This is a genomic window from Vicinamibacterales bacterium (assembly GCA_035699745.1).
Classification (GTDB): Bacteria; Acidobacteriota; Vicinamibacteria; order Vicinamibacterales; family 2-12-FULL-66-21; genus JAICSD01.
On record DASSPH010000057.1, the window covers coordinates 16,465 to 35,858 of the forward strand.

Here is a 19,394-nt window from a genome sequence, read left to right on the forward strand (position 1 = left end):
TGTTGAAAGCCGAGGGCATTCCATTCGAAATCCGCGCCCTCGATCCCCGATCGGCCCAACCTGGTGGCGCTGAAGGGGCAGCGGCCGAAAACGGCCACTCCACCACGCTAGAAACTTCTGCAACGTCGGCTCGATCAGTCGTCATCCCCGACCATTGGCTGGCGAGGGTGCATGAGAACAGCACGCCTTCCATCACGAACGCGAGAGCGGCGCGAAACCTGTCATGCTGTCGCCGCTGAACCTTGCCGACGACGGAGCCATGTTGCATGGATCTTGTGCTTCCCGCCCGACTCTCGGCGAGCTGCCGCAACTCGCCTGAGGCAACCGAATGGCTTTCCCGTCTTCCAGCCGTCATTCGCGAATTGCAGGCGCGTTGGTCACTAACCCTCGGCAGCCCGTACGACAACGACGAGCTGAGCTGCGCCTGGGTGGCACCCGTCACCTCTGCGGATGGATCGGCGGCTGTTCTTAAGGTCAGCATGCCTCACTTCGAGGCCATGCACGAGATTGACGGGTTGCGGTTCTGGAATGGTGACCCGACGGTTCGCCTCATCGACGACGACGAGGGGTTCGGAGCCATGCTGCTCGAGCGCTGTACGCCCGGAAGACATCTTCGCGGATTGCGGCAGGAAGGCGAACAGGACGCAGTAATCGCAGGACTCCTCCGTCGACTCTGGCGATCGCCGAGCGCGCAACACCCCTTCCGCCCTCTCTCATCGCTGATCGCCCGTTGGACTGTGGAAACCTTGACGTGCTCGGCGCAGTGGTCTGATGCCTGGTTGGTCCGCGAGGGCTTGTCCGTGTTCGATGAGTTGTCGCGAACGGCGAAGGACAGCGTCCTCTTGGCGACCGACCTTCACGCTGGGAACGTGCTGGAGGCGCAGCGAGAGCCTTGGCTTGTCATCGACCCGAAGCCCTTCTTCGGTGATCCTGCGTTCGACGCAACCCAGCACCTCTTGAACTGTGTCGGGAGGCTGCGCGCGGATCCTCTTGGCACGATTCAGCGTTTCGCGGAGTTGCTTGGCGTCGATCCGCGGCGTGTTCAGTCCTGGCTGTTCGCTCGCCTCGCTGCGGAACCCCGCAGTGATTGGGACCGAGATGAATCGCCGCGAATCGCGCGGGCACTTGCGCCCTCGTGAGGAGTCGCTCGTTCATTCGCGCGTTCGTTGGCTCTCCACGGACGAGCCGATTCGTGTGTTCCAACAGCTCGCGACCGCCGCGGCGATCGCGCCCGGCCGCATCGACGTCGTCGCCGGCCGCGGTTCCGCACGAGACGTTCCTCGAGCGCATCGAATTGCCCGGCAAGAAGGTGCTGCCGAAGGTGCGGCAGCAGATTGAAACTGCGGTCGCCGACTCTTCGAAGCAGGTGTCCGAGGTCACGCCACATGGAGGAGCCAGTGGACGGCTTCCAGTTCATCACCAGCGTGATCGGTCGCGGATTTGACTCAGGCTCCACGTTGATGAGAAAGCGGCCGTCCGGCGCGACGTCGTACTGATGTCCATATCCGATCACGTTCACGCCGCCGCCCACGCGTCGCGTCCTGAACAATGCGACCGGCGAGTCGGCCGAGAGCGTCGTCTGCGTGCGGCGAACCGGCACCGCCATCATGGTTGCGTCGGGTGCCACGTAATAGAGTTCGTTCCCATCACGAGACCAGCGGGCGTAGACGCCGCCGGCGGTAGAGATCGGAATCGCGACACCCCCGGCGGGAAAAGACCGAACATAGATCTCGAACCTGCCGGTCTCGTTCGATTGATACGCGACCCAGCGTCCGTCGGGCGAGAACTGCCCCCACATTTCGTTCGCCGCGGTCGCGAGGAAGACCTTGGGCACGCGCGTGTCGCGGGGCAGCATCCACAGATCCGTGCCGGTTCTCGGATCCGGAGCGAAATACAGCAGAAACCGACCGTCCTGCGACCAGTCGGTGAGCAGCGCGTCCTGCGAGGACTCCAACAGCACCTCTTCGTCCCCGGTGCCCTCTGATGGCTTCGCGGACAACCTCACGGACGCGATCCGGACGGATGCGAACGCGATCCGGTTGCCGGTCGGCGACCAGACGGGATATCGCGCCATGCCCTCGTCGTCTGTCCGAGTGAACAGCATCTGACGGCCGCGATCCAGCAGCCACAGCGCCGTGTTGTTCTGAACGGTACGCTCGGCGACAACGCGGTGTCCGTCGGGCGACAACCTTGGATTCGACACCGCCGCTTCGTCGGGGGGGCGGATCGTTCCAAGCGGACGGCCCGATCGGTCGAACCACGCCAGCTGGCTCACTGGTCCACGACCGGAGCGATACGCGAACACCGCCGTGTCGGACGTGGAGATCGCGGCGTCGCCGGTCACCGGGTCGAAGGCGACCGAATCCGCCACCGTGATCGGCTCGCCGGTGACGATGCGGCGGCTGATGTCGAACCGCTGCGCCAGGAGCGCCCCCTCCCGGACGAACAGCAACCACCCCGGAGGCAGGTACGCCCCCCGTGAGTCGGATGCGACGACGCGAGTCGTGTCGGAGGAATCAAGAGAACCGACGTACACCCCGCGCACATCAGCCGCGCCGCCGGCGAAGAACAGGAACTGTCGTCCGCCGGGCAGAAACTCCGGATACCGATGCCCGGTCGATTGCGGCACCGGCCACGTCGCAATGTCCGACGCACCTCCGGCGACGTCGACGCGCACCAGCCCGCTCGGGGAGGGGGAGATCGTGCGCGACATCCTGCCCGACAAGAGGATGGTCCCTCCCGCGCCCCACGCTGCTGCGGTGCCGGCGATGATTGACGTGACCGTTTGCGGCGCGCCGCCATCTGCCTCGATCCGTTTGAGTTCGGTGAATGCGAAGAACCCGATCGAGCGGCTGTCGGGTGACCAGAAGGGCCGCCGCGCGCCTTGAGTTCCCGGCAGAGGGTGCGCCTCGGCCGCGTCAAGCGGACGCACCCAGAGCGCAGGCTGTCCCTGGTAATCGCCGACGAATGCGAGACGACGTCCATCGGGCGAGAGCGCGAACGACGCCGGATCGGAGGTCCACGGCGTCGTGATGTCGCCGATGCGCATCGCCGGTGCGTCGGGTGCCGACTGCACGAACAGGACGCCGACCACGATCGCCGCCGCGGCAGCCAATCCGACAGCAATGCGCCCGCGATATCGAGATCGTCGTGGTTGGGCCGGTGAGCGATCCCCGCCGTCGAGAGCGGCGTCATCGATTTCGATTCGCGCGTCGGCCATGTGATGCAGCCGTCGCGTCGGATCGCGCTCGAGACAGCGGCGCAGCAGCCGGCGGATGCCATCCGGCACGGTCGGCGGCAGCGCCTGCCAGTCGGGCCCGCGGTCCGGAACGGCACCGGACGTTTCGGACGTCGTGGTGCCGGCGAACGGCCGCCGCCCGGCGAGCATCTCGTAGAGCACGCATCCGAATGCCCAGACGTCGGCGCGTTGGTCGACGCGCTCGCCCCGCGCCTGCTCGGGACTCATGTAAGCCGGGGTTCCGGCGATCAGATCGTCCCGGATGGGAACATCGCCGGCCTCACCAGCCGTACCGACGTCGCGATCGTCGGGCCCGACGGCCTGCGCGAGACCGAAGTCGAGAATCTTCACGGCGCCGCTGCCCGTGAGTTTGATGTTCGCCGGCTTCAGGTCGCGGTGAACGATCCCTCTCGCATGCGCCGCCGCCAGCGCGTCGGCGATCTGCCGCGCGATCTCGAGCGTGCGATTCATCGGCAGGGCTCTGCCGGCGAGGTGCTCGGCGAGCGTCGGCCCCTCGATGAGCTCCATCACGAGCGCGCAGACCCCGTTGGACACTTCGAGACTGTGAATCGTCGCGATGTGCGGGTGGTTCAAGGTCGCGAGCAGACGTGCCTCTCGCTCCAGTCGCGCAATCCGTTCAGCGTCGACGGAGAACGCGGCGGGCAGGACCTTGACCGCGACGTCGCGCGCCAGCCGGGTGTCGCGCGCGCGATAGACTTCACCCATCGCGCCCGAATCGAGCGGCCCCAGGATTGTGTAAGGCCCGAGCTCGGCGCCCGGAGCCAGTGCGGCAGCGACAGGTGCGCCAGCATCTGCCGCTCGAGCGAGCGCGGCGACGGCAGGCGTCTCCGCGAACCCTTCAGCGTCGGCATGCGCGGCGAGGAGCGACTCCACGTCTTCTCTGAGCGCGGCGTCTTCCCGGCACTCCTCGCGTACGAACGCGCCGCGCTCGTGCGGCGCGCGCGCGAGCGCGGCGTGGAAGATGTCCTTGACTCGTGGCCAGCGGGCCGGGTCGTTCATGGTCGCGCGGCCCGCCCCTTCGTGATCCGGCGATAGAGCCATGCTCGCGCGGACTGCCACTCCCGCGTGACCGTGGCGCGCGACAGCGACAGCACGCCCGCAATCTCGGTCTCGGAGAGGCCGGCGAAGTACTTCAGCTCGACGATTTCAGCCTGACGCGGATCGAGCCGCGCCAGGTCCTGCAGCGCATCGTCCAGCATGAGGAGCTCGCAGTCGGGTGGTGAAACCGCGCGTGCTCCTTCGTCGAGGCTCACGCGAATGCCGCGCGCGCGCTTGACGGCCTGCCGCTCGCGCGCGTGGTCGACCAGGATGCGGCGCATGAGCTGCGCGGCAATCGCGAAGAACTGTGAACGATTCAACCAGCTCACACGTGTCTGTGCCGTGAGACGGATGTACGCCTCGTGCACGAGCGCGGTGGGTTGCAGCGTGTGATCCGGACGTTCGCGGCGAAGGTATGCCGACGCGCGCCGCCGAAGCTCCTGGTACACGAGCGGGAGGAGGTCTTCCCGCGCTTGCGTGTCCCCACGTCCCCATGCCCGGAGCAACTGACTGACGGTCCCGGTGGGCGCCGCATTCATGTCCCGGGATCTTCCCATCGGTCGCTCATCATTCGGCCCCCGGCTGCGGGCAGCTGGCTCGGGCCGATTATAGAGCGCTTCAGCCAATCACCATCGGCCGTGCTGCATGTCATGGCTCTCATGAGTGACGCGATCCCGCTCCATGAGGCAGTCCGACCACCGTTTACGCGTTATGAGGCGGCACAGGCAAAGGCAGGTCGGTGTGCGCGGGAGGCAAGCATGCGCGTGTTTGGTCGATGTCTGACGGGTGCACTCATCGCCGCCGCATTGCCGGTGGGAACATGGATCGTCGTCTCCGCTCAAGGACGCGGCGAGATCACACTGAATTGTCAGGATTCGCCCTGCGATGCAGTGGCGCGGGGACGTGTGTCGTTCAACGACCGCAACCTGCACGGTCTGGGCGGGAACGGCCGCGCCTGCGCCGACTGTCACGTGCCGTCCGAGAGTTTTCAGCTCTCGCCGGCGGTGGCCCGGGCCAGGTTCGAGGCGCTGATGGCCAGGCGCTCGGTCAACAAGAACGCTGACGATCCGCTGTTCCGGCCTGTCGATGCCGACGATTTCCGTGAGCACGGCGAGCTGGCGAACGACTATTCAAATCTGGTCGAGAACGGGCTCGTACGGGTGACGCTGGCGCTCCCGCCCAACGTCAGGCTCATCGACCCGGCGACCTGCCCGGCGCCGGACCCGGTCGCGTGCCAGCCGGGCGACGAGACATCGGTCGACGTGTGGCGAGCGGTGATGCCGGTGAACAACGTGGCAATTACCGGCCCCGACGACGTTCCGCCCGTCTGGCCCCCGGCGCCACGCGCGCCGATCATGGGCGTTGATCCGAACGGCGCCAACCGGCAGGGCGGCTACCAGCACGACGCGCGATTCGGCACGCTGCAGGAGCAGGCGCGCAGCGCCCTTCTGGCGCATGCGCAGGTGACCGTCGAACCTCCGGCCGGGATGCTCGACGATCTCGCGGCGTTCCAGCGCACATTGTTCTCGTCACCGGCAGTTGAAACGTTGGCCGACGCGATCGCATCTGGCGCCGCGCCGTTTCCCGATCCCGATCCAGAGCTCACCGAACTCGAACAACGCGGCAAAGCGGTGTTCAAACGCTCGTGCGCGCAGTGCCACGGCGGCGTGCTCCATCCCAGCGGATCGACGCCCGATGCAGCGATTCCGCGGCCGATTCGGGCTCGATATCACAACATCCAGACGGCGTGTCCGCGTCCGAGCACTGATGGATTCGATCCCTGCCCACCGAGACTGGCGCGCAATGCGCGCATCTATCGCATTACGCGGGCTGACGGCTCCTATCAGTTCGTGACGACCTCAGATCCCGGCCGTCTGCTGCTCACGGGCCAGCCTGCAGACCTCAGCGCGATGGACACGACGCAGCTGCGTGGCATCAGCCGGACCGCGCCCTACTTCCACAACAACTCCGCCGCCACACTCGAACAGGTGCTCGATCATTACGACGCGTTCTTTCGTTTCGTCGTGCGGACCAATCCGCCACCGAATCTGCCGGCAATCGTGTCGTCGAACGGCACCGTGGTGGATCGCGGCTTCATCGCGCCGGAGGAGCGGCCGGCCCTGCTGGCGTATCTACGCAAACAGTAGGCGCGAGGCCGCGGCAAGCAGCAGGCCGCGAGGCCACCGGCTGGAGGTGAGGGGCTTTCCATGTGGCGGTCATCACATTTGTCGTTCGTTGCCGGAGGGATTCTGCTCCTGTCGCTGCCAAGAGGCGATCAGCCCACACTTGTGGTGGCATCGGCTGGCCAGACGGCGTCCGCAGCAAGTCGAAGTGAACTGATCGCGGTGACATCGAAGGATGGGACGCGCATCGGAGTGGAATGTGCGGGAACCGGCCCGACGTTGCTCTTCGTCCACGGCGGCGTCGGCGATCGCACTCGCTGGACACCGATGTTTCCGCTCCTGGCGTCGAGGTTCACCGTCTGCGCGATGGATCGGCGCGGCCGCGGCGCCAGCGGCGACTCGGTCGAATACAGCTTGTCGAAGGAAGCGGAGGACGTCGCCGCGGTCGTGAATTCGCGCGCCGGACCGGTCTTCGTGTTCGGTCATTCGTTCGGCGGCGTCGCGGCGCTCGAAGCCACGTTCCTGACCGACCGCATCGCCAGGCTGATGCTCTACGAACCGCCTCTGTACGACCCGGCCGACGACCTGCTCGCCGTCGCGGCCAGAGTCGAGGAGATGGTCGCGCGTGGAGAGCTTGAACGGGCACTCGTGATCTTCCAGACGGAAATCGTCAAGCAGTCGTCTGAAGAGATCGCCAGGATGAAGACCCGTTCAACGTGGCCCGGCCTCGTCGCATCCATGGCCGTGCATGCCCGCACCATGCGCGCCCTGGCGGCGTACCGATTCGACGCCAGCCGTATGAAGTCCGTGACGATGCCGACACTGCTGCTGATCGGTGAAGACACGGCGTCGCCGTACGCCAGACAGTCGATCGGCGCATTGCGGGAGTCGCTGCCGACTTCGACGCTCGTGGTGCTCGAGCGCCAGGAACACAACGCGATGGACGGCGGGCGCGACCTGCTCGCCAACGTCATCGTCAAGTTCGCGTCAGCCAGGGAATGAGAGGGCGGCTCCGCACGGCAAATCGCCTGATCCCGGAACCCGCCTTCTTCTCCGTCAGCTCGATCTCGGGAGCGGCGGCGGTCCAAGTCCCCACAATGCGGCCCCGCCGCCAAGCGCGAGGAGCGCCACGACACCTGGCGACATTGGCAGAGGGAAAGTGCCCGGCGCAAAGATGATCAAACAGAGCGTGACGGCGACAGCCAGTCCCGAAGCGAACGTCAGCACCGCCGTGAATCGACGCCGCTTCTGCGTCTCCCGTGCGTATTCCGCTCGCGCGACGATGGCCGGCATGGGCGGTACGCGCACGCGGTCCGCCGCCCTCGCTCGTTGAAAGGCCTCCGCCAGCATCCGATCGTCAATCACGACGTGCCTCCAAGGAGCCGAACGAGATTCCGGCGCGCGCGAAACAGGAGCACCCTGACGCTCTTCTCTCCAACGCCCACGATCCGGCCGATGGTCCGATGATCCCAGCCCTCGGCGTACGCGAGCCAGGCGATCGAGCGCTGCTGCGGGGTCAGAGCTTCCAGGGCGCGTTCGAGATCGATGGACACCGCAACGTCGCGGGTGCCGGACGCCACAAGGCTGCGCACGTCTTCGTCACGCCACGATTCCTCGCCGCGCGCGCCCCCCTTCCAGTGATCGCGCATCAGATTCCGGGCGATCGTGAAGACGTACGGCGCGCGCTCAGCCTCGGGCAGCGAGTCGCGCCCCGACTGGAGCAGGCGGACGAACGCTTCCTGCGCAATGTCACTGGCCACGCTCGGATCGCCAACGACGCGCCGCACCCAGCTCCACAGCCGGGGATACGTTGCCTCGTACCACGCCCCAAAGTCCGCTTCCGGCATGACCGCTACGGCCGCGTCTCTCGTCCATCGAGCAGCCCCCAGCGGCGGGCCATGAGATGAGACACCGCCGCGACCACGAGCAGTCCCGCGCCGACCGAGACGCCGGCCGTTCCCCAGTAGCGAAGATCTTCCACTTTGCGAATGAAGTTGATGTCCGTCTCGCCGGCGAGCCGTATGGCGTTCGCGAGAAACGCGACGCCCAGGCTGAAGACGACGATGCCGACCTGGACGAAGCGAATCACGGATCGCCGGGGATTGGCGGTGCCGGCGCGGCCGTAGAGCAGCTGTTTCCCTTCGTCGCTCCGCACGAACGCCAGCAGTTCGTCGGCTGAGGCGAACCGATCGAGGATGCGCTCGACGACCGCGTGGTTCCTGGCGCGTTCTTCCACGCCGCGCACCGACCGTCGATACACCAGCCACGCCACCCACGCCGACAGGGCGGCCCATACGACAACTTCAACGAATCTGTCTTCCATGACTGGAACAACTGCAGCACAGACGGCTGGTTAACACCATGGGGTCGGTTAACCGCGCCCCCGCTGGCGGCTTGTAGCAGGCAGCACGACTCAACCCATGAGAGAGGACCGACCCATGCACCGCATCTCAGCCGTCGTTTTCACCGCGTTCATCACAGTCCTGGTTCCCGTTGCAGCGGCCCAGGCGCCCGCGACCCCGAGCGGGCGCGACGAGGTCATCCGGGCAATCGCCTCCCGGTTCGAGACGACCTACGTCTTTCCGGACGTTGGTGCGCGCGTGCGCCCCGAACTCGAGAAGCGAATTCAGGCGGGCGCGTACCGGGACATTCCGGACGGCCAGGCCTTCGCCGATGCCCTGACCCACGACCTTCGAACGATCACCGGCGACCAGCACGTACGCGTGGGTTACAGCAAAGAACCATTTCCACCCATGAACGAAGCACCCCAACCGCCGTCGCCGCGATCGCCAGACGATACGCGCCGCCAGATGGCAGCGCTCAACTTCGGCTTCGTGAAAGTGGAGCGGCTGCCGGGGAACGTTGGATTCGTCGATCTCGACTTCTTCGCCGATCCGGAGCTGGGCGGCGCCACGGCCGCGGCGGCCATGTCCTTTGTCGCCGAGACCGACGCGTTGATCGTCGACCTGCGCTTCAATGGAGGCGGGAACTCGCGAATGGTCGCGCTCCTCGCGAGCTATCTCTTCGACAGCGAGCCGCAGCACCTGAACGACATCGTGGTTCCGAGAGAGAACCTGCTGAAGCAGTCGTGGACGCTGCCCCATGTCGCGGGCAGGAAATTCGGGCGCACGAAACCCGTCTACATTCTTACGAGTGCGAGGACGTTTTCCGCTGCCGAGGAATTCGCGTACGACCTCCAGGCGCTCGGTCGCGCCACAATCGTCGGCGAGAAGACCCGCGGCGGCGCGAACCCGTCCGGTCGCTTTCGAATCAGCGACCACTACGCCGCGATCGTGCCCACGGCGCAGGCGGTCAATCCGCACACGAAGTCGAACTGGGAAGGCACCGGCGTCGCGCCAGAGCTCGCCGTCCCGTCCGGCGACGCCCTTCGCACCGCGCAGATCCGAATCCTCGAACGGCTGATTCAGCATGGCGACGCGGATCTGAGGGAAGATCGGGTGCGGCGCAAGGAGGTGCTGGAAAAGGAGACGCCAATGCCGCGTCCCGAACTGCAGGAACAGAAACGCGGCGGCGATGCTCAGGATGCTCAGCACAACGGACACCACGCATCCCGTGTATAGTGCTCGCGTCTCGGCCTGCCACCATGCGCAAGCGGCTCATAGTCCCGATCGCATTGACCGTCGTTGCGTCGGTACCTTGGCGAGGCTCCGCCCAGATATCGCCCGGCATCACGAAAACTCCGCCGCCGCTCGTCACCCCGGTCGACGCACCAGCGGGCACCGAGAAGCTGGCCGTGCAGTGGGTGAGGATCGCAGACGCGGATCTCGGGGTGATGTTAGCCGCCGTCGCACGACCCTCGGGCCCCGGTCCTCATCCGGTCGTCGTCGTCCTTCACGGCACCCATGGATTCGCGCGCGAGTACGTTCAATGGGCGCAGGACCTCGCGCGCGGTGGATTCCTCGCCGTTGCCGCGTGCTGGTTTTCCGGGGGAAGCGGCGGCGGCTCCGGTATCGTGACACCGCCGATCCCCTGTCCAGAGATACCGCCGCTGAAGCGTGACGCATACCCGGAAGCGGTGCGGTACATCCACGCGGTGGTGAAGGCGGCTCGCCTGCTGCCGGGCGTTCGTCCGGATCGGATCGGGCTCGTTGGACATTCCCGCGGCGGCGGCGAAACACTGCAGTACCTGCTCGCGTTCGGCGACGTCCAGGCGGCGGTTCTGCATGCGGCGGGGCACGGGTATCGGCCGGTGGCGCGCGCCGCCGAGTTCAAGGTGCCGATGCTTCTCCTGCATGGCACAGCCGACGGGCCTGCTGATGGTGGAGGCGCCAACACGCAGGTCGCGCTGGCGCGCGAGTTCGAGGCGGCGCTGCGGCGGAACGGGAAACCTGTCGAAGCGCACTACTACGAAGGAGGCGGCCACAACACCTTTTTCACGAACGCGACTCAGCACGACGACGAGTTGAAGAGGATGATCGCGTTCCTGCGGCGCCACCTCGGCGCCTAGTCAAAGCGCCATGAAACGCTGCTCCGCAGCTCGCATTCACCTCGCCTCCGGCGAGCCAAAGGCCTGCTCGTGCCGAGCCGGTGTCGCGTGCGGCTCCTGCTGCCTCGCCTGCAGCATGTAGAGCTCGTAGTACACGCCTCCAGCGGCGATCAGGTCGAGATGCGTGCCGCGCTCGACGATCTCGGCGTCCTTCACGACGAGGATCAGGTCTGACGACCGGATGGTGTCCAGATGATGAGCGATCACGAGGCACGTCCGGCCCTCCATCAGCCGCTCGAGCGCCTCGACGACCGCGCGCTCGGCCCCCGCGTCGAGGCCGGTGGTGGGCTCGTCCAGGATCAGGATGGGTGAGTTGCGCACCATGGCGCGGGCGATCGCAATCCGCCGGCGCTGGCCACCCGACAGCGTCGCGCCGCGCTCACCCACCGGCGTCCCGTAGCCCTGCCGAAGGCCGACGATGAAATCGTGCGCGTTGGCGAGCTGCGCCGCACGGATGGTGTCTTCCGGATCCGCATCGGGCCGCCCATAACTGATGTTGTCCCAGATGGTCCCGCTGAAGAGCAGCGAATCCTGCAGCACGAAGCCAAGCTGATCGCGCAGCGACGTGAGCGTGTACTCGCGGACGTCCACGCCGTCGATGCGGACGACGCCACTCAGCGGATCGAAGAAGCGCGGGACGAGACTGGCGATCGTGCTCTTGCCCATTCCGGACGGCCCGACGATGGCGACTTTCTGACCCGGCTCGATCCGGAAGCTCACGTCCTTGAGGACGATCGTGTCGCGATCGTAGCCGAACGTCACCCGATCGAACTCGATGAGCCCGCGGAACGGCGGCGCCACGCGGGCATCCGGCCGATCGCGGATCGCGCTCTCGAGCTCGATCACCTCCTGGATCCGTTCGTAACTGACCGCCGCCTTGGACAGCGTGTTGACCATCTTGGACAGGTCTTTGATCGGCTTGTAGGTCTTCTTCAAGTACATGAGGAAGAGGATCAGCACACCGGTCGAGAGCTGTCCGAGCGAGATCAGCCGGACGCCGTACAGCAGGACGATGCAGGTGCCCGCCGCGACGATGAGATCGACCATCGGCGAGAGCTTGGCTTTGATGCTGCGCGCCTGCAGGCCGGCGCGGACGCTGTCGCGGCTGTCGAAGCTGAAATGGCGATCTTCGTACTCCTCGCGGGCGAACGCCTGGATGACCTGGATGGAGGTCAGCTTCTCGGCGACGTTCGAGAGCAGCTCGCTCTCCTTCTTCTTGACCACACGGGATGCGGCCTTCACACGCCGTGAATAGAAGTAGACGAACACGGACAACACCGGCGCCACCGACAGGCCGACCAGCGTGAAACGCCAGTTGTACAGGAGCATCACCGTCACCATGCCGGCGAGGGTGAGCGCGTTGACGACCAGGCCGAGCAGGGCCGTGTCGATGAAGTCCTGCACCGCGTCGACGTCCTTCGTGACCCGCATCACCAGATCGCCGACGCGCGAACGGCCGTGCTCCGCAAGCGACAGCCGCTGGATCCGGTTGTAGAGCGTCAGCCGCAGGTCGTGTGCCACCCACTGGCTGACGGTGGTTGTCAGGTACTTCTGGACGTACGACGCGATGCCGCCGACGATCGCGATCACGATGATGGCGGCCAGCGCAAACTCGAGGAGCGCCGCCGGATCGGTGCCGAACCACGTGTCGACGACGGGTCGCACCTGACGCGGAAGCGGCTTGCCGCCGAGCACGTGGTCGACGACGATGGCGACCGGCCATGGCTCGAGAACATCGGCGAGCGTCTCGAACACGACGGCGACGAGCGCGGCGGCCATCCTGAGCCAATGCGGCCGCAGCACGCCGGCCATTCGCCACCGTGTGGATCGGCCGAGCAGCCGCGGTCGAAAACTCGTCGGGCGATCAATCCGCGGCACGTGTCCTCGCGATCACGAGAATTCCCGCCGGTACCTGCGGCAGGCTGCTGGTCCAGACTCTTACATGGCTCCAAGCACCAGCGCCAGTCGCTTCAGGTTGCCCGTCGCCGAAATATGGTGATCTCGTCGAAGCGCTGTGTCGCCGGCGATCAGTAGAACCGGCCGAGGCGAAGATCTCGTTGACGTAGGTGAACACCGGAAAGTTCATGAATGATTGCGTGACGCTACGCTTTTCCCCTGAATGCTGCGCCTCGGCGTGCTCGCGTCACACGAAGGAACCACGCTTCAGGCGAGCTCCGATCGGGATTCCGCATATGATAGGCGGCCGTATCGGCCAATCGCGACACGAGCGGGAGGTTCTCCATGAGTCGGCCCCTGGCGGCGTGGACCCCACGCAGGACGTTGTTTGTCGGTCCGGCGGCGCTGCTGATCGCGACCCTCCACGCGGTCGATCCCGGCAAGCCATCGGTGTCGGCGCTCGAAGTGACGGCATATCGTGCGATCGGCGCCAAGCACCCCGACCCGGCGATCCGCAACGGCGACACGCTCGCGGAACGCTTTCTCGGTGCTGAAGAGCGGGACATCCTCCGCAAGGCCAAATCGGACCTCGTGCTGAACGCGCTGGCGTTGGACACCGAGCGCGCATGGGCGAGCCTGGGCATCCGGCGGGGCTTCGCGCAGGCGGTGCACGTGCGCACCCGCCACATCGACGCAATGTTCGAGGAAAGCCTCGCGCTGGGTGCGACGCAGGTGGTCATCCTGGGCGCCGGGCTGGACAGCCGGCCGTACAGGTACGGGACGCGCCTCGCGGCGGCGCGCGTCTTCGAGGTCGATTTTCCCCCCACGCAGGAGTACAAGAAGAAGCGCGTCAGGGAAGTCGTCGGCTCCCTGCCGTCCCACGTTCGATACGTGCCCATCGACTTCACCAAGGACGATCTCAGGACGGTACTCGAGGCCGCCGGATACGACCGTGGCAGGAAGACAATCTTCATCTGGGAAGGTGTGACGTTCTACATCCCCGAGGCAGCCGTGGATGCGACGCTCAGATTCGTGGCGCAACATTCGGCTCCGGGCAGCAGAATCGTCTTCGACTATTTTCTCGCGAGCACGCTGACGTCGCCGCACGCAACCTTGAAAGACGTCATGAGCCGCCTCGAGGCTGTGAAGGAGCCCATCATCTTCGGGCTGCCGGACGAAGACCGGCAGGGCTTCGTCACGAAGCGCGGGCTCGCGATTGTGTCGGACGTTCACATGAGCGAGTTGCGCGCTCGATACCTGCCACCGGCCGAAGCGGGAGCCTTGCCGGAGCTCGCGAAGGCGGGCAGCTATATCTGCACTGCTGCCGTTCGATAGTCCGTAGAAGCGTGATGCGGCACGCGCCCGGGTATCGCCGCCAGGCGTGTTCGGCCCCTCATCGCGTCGAAGCGCATCGCCCGCGTCGGCCGAATCGGCGGCACTGTAGATTGAACGAGCTCGATGAGCGTCTCACACGCGCTCAGGCTGTCCGGAGGCGGGCGGAATTTCTCCTGGCCTGCCATGACGAAGAATTGCCAGCTCGGTTGACGCCTGCCGCAGAGCCTCCTCGAGCCGTCTGCGTTCAGTAATGTCTTCGAACGACGCCACGACGCCGCTGAGGGTCGTCCCGTCGGCCTCGAAGGCGGGCTCGGAGTTGATGGAAATCCACGTCAGCGTGTCATCCGGTTTGTACACTCCCATGACGACGTTCGAGCACGGCTGGCCCGTGCGCAAGGTTTCCGCAACTGGAAACGCGTCGCTCGGAAACGGCGAGCCGTCGTCATGAATGGCTCGCCAGCGCGGATCGACGGCCGTGCGACCGATAATCTGCTCAGCGGTGAGTCCAAGAATGCGCTCCGCACTGGGATTACACGTTCGAATACTGCCGTCGGCGTCAAGAACGAGAATGCCATCCTGCATGGCCGTGATGACCGATCGGTAGCGTTCCGCGCCCTTGCGCAATGCCTCCTCCGCCAGCTTTCGGTCCGTAATGTCCTTCGCCGCTGAGTAGATCAACTGGCGGGTTGGATACGGTGTCGCAGTCCACAGGAACCATCGGTACGATCCATCTTTGCAGCGATACCGGTTTTCGAACGTAACCGTACCGGTGCCGCTGGCGATCTTCTGAGCCTCAGCGATCGTCCGCTCGACATCGTCAGGGTGGATGAAACTCAGGTACGGTGCTGCAAGCACCTCCTCGACGGTGTACCCAAGGGTCCGTTCGAACGCCGGGTTCACCCGCTTGAAATACCCATCGAAGCCGGCGATATTCAGCATGTCGAGGGAGAGAGTGAAGAAGCGATCGCGCTCTTCCTGGGCTTCGCGACGCTCAACTTCCTGCCAACTCTGAACGGCCGTGGCCAGCTCACTGGCGGACGCGAAGCGGTCCTTCGGCTGTTTCGCGAGCGCACGCATACAGATGCTTTCGAGCGCCGGGGGCACGTCGGGCCATCGCTCGCGGGGCGGCCGGGGTGGTTCCTCACGGACTTTCCGCAGCACCTCTTCGGTGTCTTGACCGGAGAACGGCGGGTCACCCGTCAGCACTTCGTAAAGAATCGCTCCCAGCCCGTAGATATCGGTACAGCGGTCGATGATATCGACCCGTCCGGACGCCTGCTCCGGTGCCATGTAGGCGGGCGTCCCCATCGCCTGCCCCTGCATCGTGAGACCGATATCGATCGGACCGGCATTATCGGCGTCGAGCGAGGCAGCGTCCGCCTCGGGCTTCTGATCGACCAGCTTCGCCAAACCCCAATCGAGCACGACGACTTCGCCGAAGTCACCCATCACGACGTTCTCACCCTTGAGGTCGCGGTGGATCACTCGTCGGGAATGAGCGTACGCGATTGTGTTGCAGACCGTGATGAAGGCATTGAGTAACGGGAGAAGATCGAGCATTTCTCCCTGCGCCTGTCGGCGGGTCTGGTGCCATGCCCGAGCCGCCTCGCTCAGGGTCCGGCCCTTGACGAACCGCATGGTGTAGAACGGCTCCTGATCGGCGGCCCGCACAGCCAGCTCATAGACAGGTACGATGCCTGGATGCTCCAGCTGCCCGGTGATCCGGGCTTCCTGAAGGAAGCGGGCGCGGTGGGCGGGCAAGGAAGCACGCTCGGGTCGCAGCTCCTTCAGAGCGACGTTACGGCCGAAAGTCAGATCGCGCGCTACCCAGATCCGTCCAATGCCGCCGCTCGCGTGCAAACGGCTCACTGAATAGCGGTCCCGGGGATTCGAGATGTGTTCGTGGATGGTCGCCAGGGTCGTCGGCGCATCAGGATCCGGGAGATCGCACAGCGTCCGTTGAATATCGTCGTCGTCCAGGGCGGCCAATGAGCGCTTCACGTCATCGGCGATCACCGCAAGGCCCGCCCTGGCTTCGCCGCCGTACTTCCTCAACGTGCGCTCGAGCAGCCGCTCGACATCCGACCGTTCCGTCGCGTTCATCCAGCCCAACTCGATCAAGAGCTGCGGAAGGGCCACGTGCTTGCGCGTCGTCCACAACGTACACGCCTTGATGAACTGGTCCGGATCGAGAAAGTCCGCTTGCAGCGCCAGCACGGCAAACAGCAGGTTGCGATCTGTATTCATGGGGCTACCCCCTTCACCCACCGGAGGATGGGATGGTAACCACAACAGGGCGCGATTCAGCAGGGAAAGTCGTCATCACATCACGCTCTGCCTGGCCGTCATCGTCCATGACGCCGCCCAACCTGCCAGCATGCGGATGGAAGCTGGTACCGGCCCCGGGCCCCGTGCAAGTAGCCGCACCGGTGTGATCGGCGAGGCGGTGCGCTCGTGTCCGATCTACGGGCTCAGCCTCTGCTTCCCGAGCCACGCCAGGGTGATGCGCAAGACCTCGTCTTCCCGCCCCTGGAACTGATGTGCGGCGCCGTCCATCTTTCCATTCCTGATGTCGGGCAGGAGTACGTACTCGAGATTCTTGTTGGCTTCCAGCAACTGCTGCTGGGCGGGCGGAACGGTCGCGCGGTATGGATCCGCGGGGTCGCGAATCGCCAGGATAGGCCGGCCCTGGACCTTCCGGATGATCTCGATCGGGACCGCGCTGGTATCAGGGCCTCCCCGATTGAGAAACGTCTCGTAGGAACTCGGCCGGGGCGGCCCGCCGGGGAGTATGGGCGGCAGCAGAAATGTCTCCCGGCCTCGCCCCGCTGCGACCATGTCCCTGGCCCTGGCGACGGTCTGCTCGTACTCGGCCTGGGAGCCGAAGGACCGTGTCAGCCCGTCGCGCTTGTAACCATGCGGTCCGTAGAGGACGAGCGCCTTGACGCGGGGATCGTCGGAGGCCATGGCGTAGTACGGCGCCGTCACGGTGCCATAACTGTGGCCGGCGAGAACGACCGCCTGAACGCCGCGCGCGGCGAGGAGGTCGACCATGTACTTGTGATCCATCGCCGATGGCTCAAACTGGTGGAACCACTGCTGCGGCCCGTGGTCACGGCGGTTCATCGACAGCGCGATGTAGCCTGACCGCGCGAAGTGCTCACCCAGCCAAACGAGCCAGTCACTGTAGAACTCGGAGTCTGCGCCGGCGGCGATGACGATCCCGACGCGCGACTTTCCCCGCGCAGGCGTCCACAGCGCACCGTGCAGGGTCACGCCGTCACCGGTTTTCAGTGTGACGAACTCGCTCTTGATGCCCGTCTGCGCGGCCAGACTCGCCATCAACGAGATGAGCAGGACCCCGGCGAGTGTCAGGACGCGTTTCATGAGACAGCTCTATTCGGACCCGGGACAGGGCTGGCGGTGACGAGGCGTCAGTGATCCCGTCGAGGGGAACCGGGCACGATCCGCAGGTTCTGCATCATGCCTTGATCCCCGTGCTGGACGATATGGCAATGCAGCACGAAATCCCCGATGAACCGCTCGTAGCGCGTGCGCAGCACGGCCTGATAGCCGCTCTTCAGCGTCATGCTGTCGCGCCATTGACCGCTGAGGCCCGCGTAGTCCGGATCGTGTCCCGGGCTCCCGGTGTCGATGACGTCCAGGCCATCGGCGTTCCGGATCGAGACGATCTGGAACGGGTTGACATGGATGTGGAACTGATGGTCGACGAGCGTGCCGGCCTCCGTGCTGACGCGCCATTCTTCGACGCCGCCAAGCGGCAGCACGCGGTCAATCCGCTCGTGATCGTATTCTCGATCGTCGATGGCGAACGTGGGCTCCTGACCTGCGGGCGCGATGTTGTGGAACAGCGCGACCTGCCTGCCGGTGAGTTCGGCGTCCGCGATCGTCCTGTGCGGAACGAAGGCGTTCAGGCGCAAGCCTTGTTTCAGATCGGCAATGACTCGCCGCCGCGTCGCCGCGTGCGCAGGACCCGCAAGCGCGCGCTCCGCGGCGCTGATCAGACTGGAGCGCAACACCGATTCGGGGTCGGCGGTACTCCCTGTGCCTTCGGCGCGGACAATGGCTAACATCCTCCTGGGAGCGACGGCGCGTCCGTTCCCCACGGTGCCGACTGGCTCGAACGGCGCGTGAATGGCGCAATAGCGCCCAGGGGCCGGCAAGTACGCCAGAACATCCAGACGCTCGCCCGGCGACACGACGGCGACCGACGTCTGGCGAACGTCGGACCGAGTAAGGCCGTCGAGCGCGATCTCCCACAATCGCAGCGGCTGGCCCGTACAGAACCGATCCATCCACGCTTCCTGGTCGGCGGCAGGGACGGTCCGCAGCATCGGGGCGCCGTCGGCCACGCGGCGCAGCTCGAGACGGACACGTTCACGGATGCCGGCGTGGATCAGCCGCCACCGTTCGAATCGTCCGACTGACGCGACGACCTCCGGCTGCACCTCACCGTTGATCGACGTATAACGCCCGGTCTGCCGCCAGAAGCTGCGGTTGCCGAAGGGCGTGCCCGCCTGGATTCGTCCGGTGTCGCCCGGTGGACAGCGCCAGGGCCGTGTGTCGTCTCCGTCGGCGCGCGTTCGCCGCACCGCACCCCGGTCGTCAAAGCAGGCGTAGTTGATCTGCTGGAGCAGCAGCTCACGATCCGGAAACGCGCGCCCGCGCTCATCCCTGAGCAGCACGTCGATATCCCCCGGCCGATCGTCCGCCGGCAGCCGATCGCCTTCGATGATGAGCGCGCCGGCCATGCCGCTCCCGATCTGGTAGAGCGAGCTGCCGTGCCGGTGCGGATGGTACCAGAACGTGCCCGCGGGATGATCGGCGGGGATCAGGTACTCGTAATCGAACCGTCCGCCCGGGGGCACCGCGATCAACACGTTATCGCTGTTGCCGGCGGGCGAGACCCATAGCCCGTGAGTGTGAATGTTGGTGTCATTGATGCAGCCGTGCGCGGCCATGTCCGCGCACGCCGGCAGCCGGTTTTCGACGCGAAGTCGCAGGATGTCCCCAGGCCGCAGGCGGATCGTGGGTCCCACGAAGCGTCCGCGTGCAACGTCGCTGCTTGCGAAGCTGCGCAGCTCGACGGCGTCGACGCTCAGCGTCCAGGGGTTCCACAGAGTTCCTCGCGTCATCTCGACCGAGAGCTTCCGCTCGATCGTCGCGGCCGTTGCCGGTGGCGAAGGAGGCGGCTGTCCTGCGCTGTCCGACGCCG

14 protein-coding genes are annotated in these 19,394 nt (G+C 65.8%); 6 read left to right on the forward strand and 8 right to left on the reverse strand.

Going from position 1 to position 19,394, the window contains the following annotated elements:
• Positions 1–266 precede the first annotated feature (266 nt).
• Complete coding sequence (locus VFK57_12610) at positions 267–1,139, forward strand: aminoglycoside phosphotransferase family protein (GenBank protein HET7696546.1); 873 nt, start codon at positions 267–269, stop codon at positions 1,137–1,139.
• Here the strand turns inward: VFK57_12610 and VFK57_12615 are convergent.
• Positions 1,043–4,258 (reverse strand): protein kinase, encoded by a 3,216-nt coding sequence (locus tag VFK57_12615; GenBank protein HET7696547.1) that lies wholly within the window; start codon positions 4,256–4,258, stop codon positions 1,043–1,045. The two genes, VFK57_12610 and VFK57_12615, sit on opposite strands and share 97 nt — an antisense overlap.
• Complete coding sequence (locus VFK57_12620; protein ID HET7696548.1) at positions 4,255–4,854, reverse strand: sigma-70 family RNA polymerase sigma factor; 600 nt, start codon at positions 4,852–4,854, stop codon at positions 4,255–4,257. The genes VFK57_12615 and VFK57_12620 overlap by 4 nt, the downstream gene beginning before the upstream one ends.
• 201 nt (positions 4,855–5,055) lie before the next feature.
• Between VFK57_12620 and VFK57_12625 the strand changes: the two genes are divergently transcribed.
• Together VFK57_12625 and VFK57_12630 are read left to right on the forward strand one after the other, a co-directional pair.
• Positions 5,056–6,444: a hypothetical protein gene (locus tag VFK57_12625; GenBank protein ID HET7696549.1), complete on the forward strand. Its 1,389-nt coding sequence runs from the start codon at positions 5,056–5,058 to the stop codon at positions 6,442–6,444.
• Positions 6,445–6,504: 60 nt separating this feature from the next.
• Positions 6,505–7,422 carry an alpha/beta hydrolase gene (locus VFK57_12630; GenBank protein HET7696550.1) on the forward strand — a complete coding sequence of 306 codons (918 nt, stop codon included), beginning with the start codon at positions 6,505–6,507 and terminating at the stop codon, positions 7,420–7,422.
• A gap of 359 nt (positions 7,423–7,781) precedes the next feature.
• Here VFK57_12630 and VFK57_12635 read toward each other — a convergent pair whose 3' ends face one another.
• Both VFK57_12635 and VFK57_12640 read right to left on the reverse strand, forming a co-directional pair.
• Entirely contained in the window at positions 7,782–8,267 is a 486-nt protein-coding gene (locus tag VFK57_12635; protein ID HET7696551.1) for an RNA polymerase sigma factor, read from the reverse strand.
• 5 nt (positions 8,268–8,272) lie between these two features.
• Entirely contained in the window at positions 8,273–8,743 is a 471-nt protein-coding gene (locus VFK57_12640) for a hypothetical protein (protein ID HET7696552.1), read from the reverse strand.
• 115 nt (positions 8,744–8,858) lie between these two features.
• Between VFK57_12640 and VFK57_12645 the strand changes: the two genes are divergently transcribed.
• Positions 8,859–10,001, forward strand: coding sequence for a S41 family peptidase (locus tag VFK57_12645; GenBank protein ID HET7696553.1), 1,143 nt, complete (start codon positions 8,859–8,861; stop codon positions 9,999–10,001).
• 173 nt (positions 10,002–10,174) lie between these two features.
• Entirely contained in the window at positions 10,175–10,888 is a 714-nt protein-coding gene (locus tag VFK57_12650; protein ID HET7696554.1) for a dienelactone hydrolase family protein, read from the forward strand.
• Positions 10,889–10,924: 36 nt separating this feature from the next.
• Here the strand turns inward: VFK57_12650 and VFK57_12655 are convergent, their stop codons facing one another.
• On the reverse strand, positions 10,925–12,730 hold the full coding sequence (locus VFK57_12655) for an ABC transporter ATP-binding protein (GenBank protein HET7696555.1): 1,806 nt from the start codon (positions 12,728–12,730) through the stop codon (positions 10,925–10,927).
• A 438-nt stretch (positions 12,731–13,168) separates the two neighbouring features.
• Between VFK57_12655 and VFK57_12660 the strand changes: the two genes are divergently transcribed.
• Positions 13,169–14,158: an SAM-dependent methyltransferase gene (locus tag VFK57_12660; protein HET7696556.1), complete on the forward strand. Its 990-nt coding sequence runs from the start codon at positions 13,169–13,171 to the stop codon at positions 14,156–14,158.
• Between the two features lie 132 nt (positions 14,159–14,290).
• On the opposite strand, the gene VFK57_12665 is transcribed toward VFK57_12660, so the two are convergent.
• The 3 genes from VFK57_12665 to VFK57_12675 form a co-directional block, all read right to left on the reverse strand.
• Complete coding sequence (locus VFK57_12665; GenBank protein HET7696557.1) at positions 14,291–16,405, reverse strand: PAS domain S-box protein; 2,115 nt, start codon at positions 16,403–16,405, stop codon at positions 14,291–14,293.
• Positions 16,406–16,621: 216 nt separating this feature from the next.
• The gene (locus VFK57_12670; GenBank protein HET7696558.1) at positions 16,622–17,545 is read right to left on the reverse strand and encodes an alpha/beta fold hydrolase; all 924 of its coding nucleotides are present in this window, start codon (positions 17,543–17,545) and stop codon (positions 16,622–16,624) included.
• A 47-nt stretch (positions 17,546–17,592) separates the two neighbouring features.
• Positions 17,593–19,314: a multicopper oxidase family protein gene (locus VFK57_12675; protein HET7696559.1), complete on the reverse strand. Its 1,722-nt coding sequence runs from the start codon at positions 19,312–19,314 to the stop codon at positions 17,593–17,595.
• Positions 19,315–19,394 lie beyond the last annotated feature (80 nt).

Bases quoted from the DNA above. Each gene is read 5' to 3' on its own strand.
- VFK57_12610 (HET7696546.1), top strand. From the start codon at position 267: ATGGATCTTGTGCTTCCCGCCCGACTCTCGGCGAGCTGCCGCAACTCG.
- VFK57_12615 (HET7696547.1), bottom strand. From the start codon at position 4,258: ATGAACGACCCGGCCCGCTGGCCACGAGTCAAGGACATCTTCCACGCC.
- VFK57_12620 (HET7696548.1), bottom strand. From the start codon at position 4,854: ATGGGAAGATCCCGGGACATGAATGCGGCGCCCACCGGGACCGTCAGT.
- VFK57_12625 (HET7696549.1), top strand. From the start codon at position 5,056: ATGCGCGTGTTTGGTCGATGTCTGACGGGTGCACTCATCGCCGCCGCA.
- VFK57_12630 (HET7696550.1), top strand. From the start codon at position 6,505: ATGTGGCGGTCATCACATTTGTCGTTCGTTGCCGGAGGGATTCTGCTC.
- VFK57_12635 (HET7696551.1), bottom strand. From the start codon at position 8,267: ATGCCGGAAGCGGACTTTGGGGCGTGGTACGAGGCAACGTATCCCCGG.
- VFK57_12640 (HET7696552.1), bottom strand. From the start codon at position 8,743: ATGGAAGACAGATTCGTTGAAGTTGTCGTATGGGCCGCCCTGTCGGCG.
- VFK57_12645 (HET7696553.1), top strand. From the start codon at position 8,859: ATGCACCGCATCTCAGCCGTCGTTTTCACCGCGTTCATCACAGTCCTG.
- VFK57_12660 (HET7696556.1), top strand. From the start codon at position 13,169: ATGAGTCGGCCCCTGGCGGCGTGGACCCCACGCAGGACGTTGTTTGTC.
- VFK57_12665 (HET7696557.1), bottom strand. From the start codon at position 16,405: ATGAATACAGATCGCAACCTGCTGTTTGCCGTGCTGGCGCTGCAAGCG.
- VFK57_12670 (HET7696558.1), bottom strand. From the start codon at position 17,545: ATGAAACGCGTCCTGACACTCGCCGGGGTCCTGCTCATCTCGTTGATG.
- VFK57_12675 (HET7696559.1), bottom strand. From the start codon at position 19,314: ATGACGCGAGGAACTCTGTGGAACCCCTGGACGCTGAGCGTCGACGCC.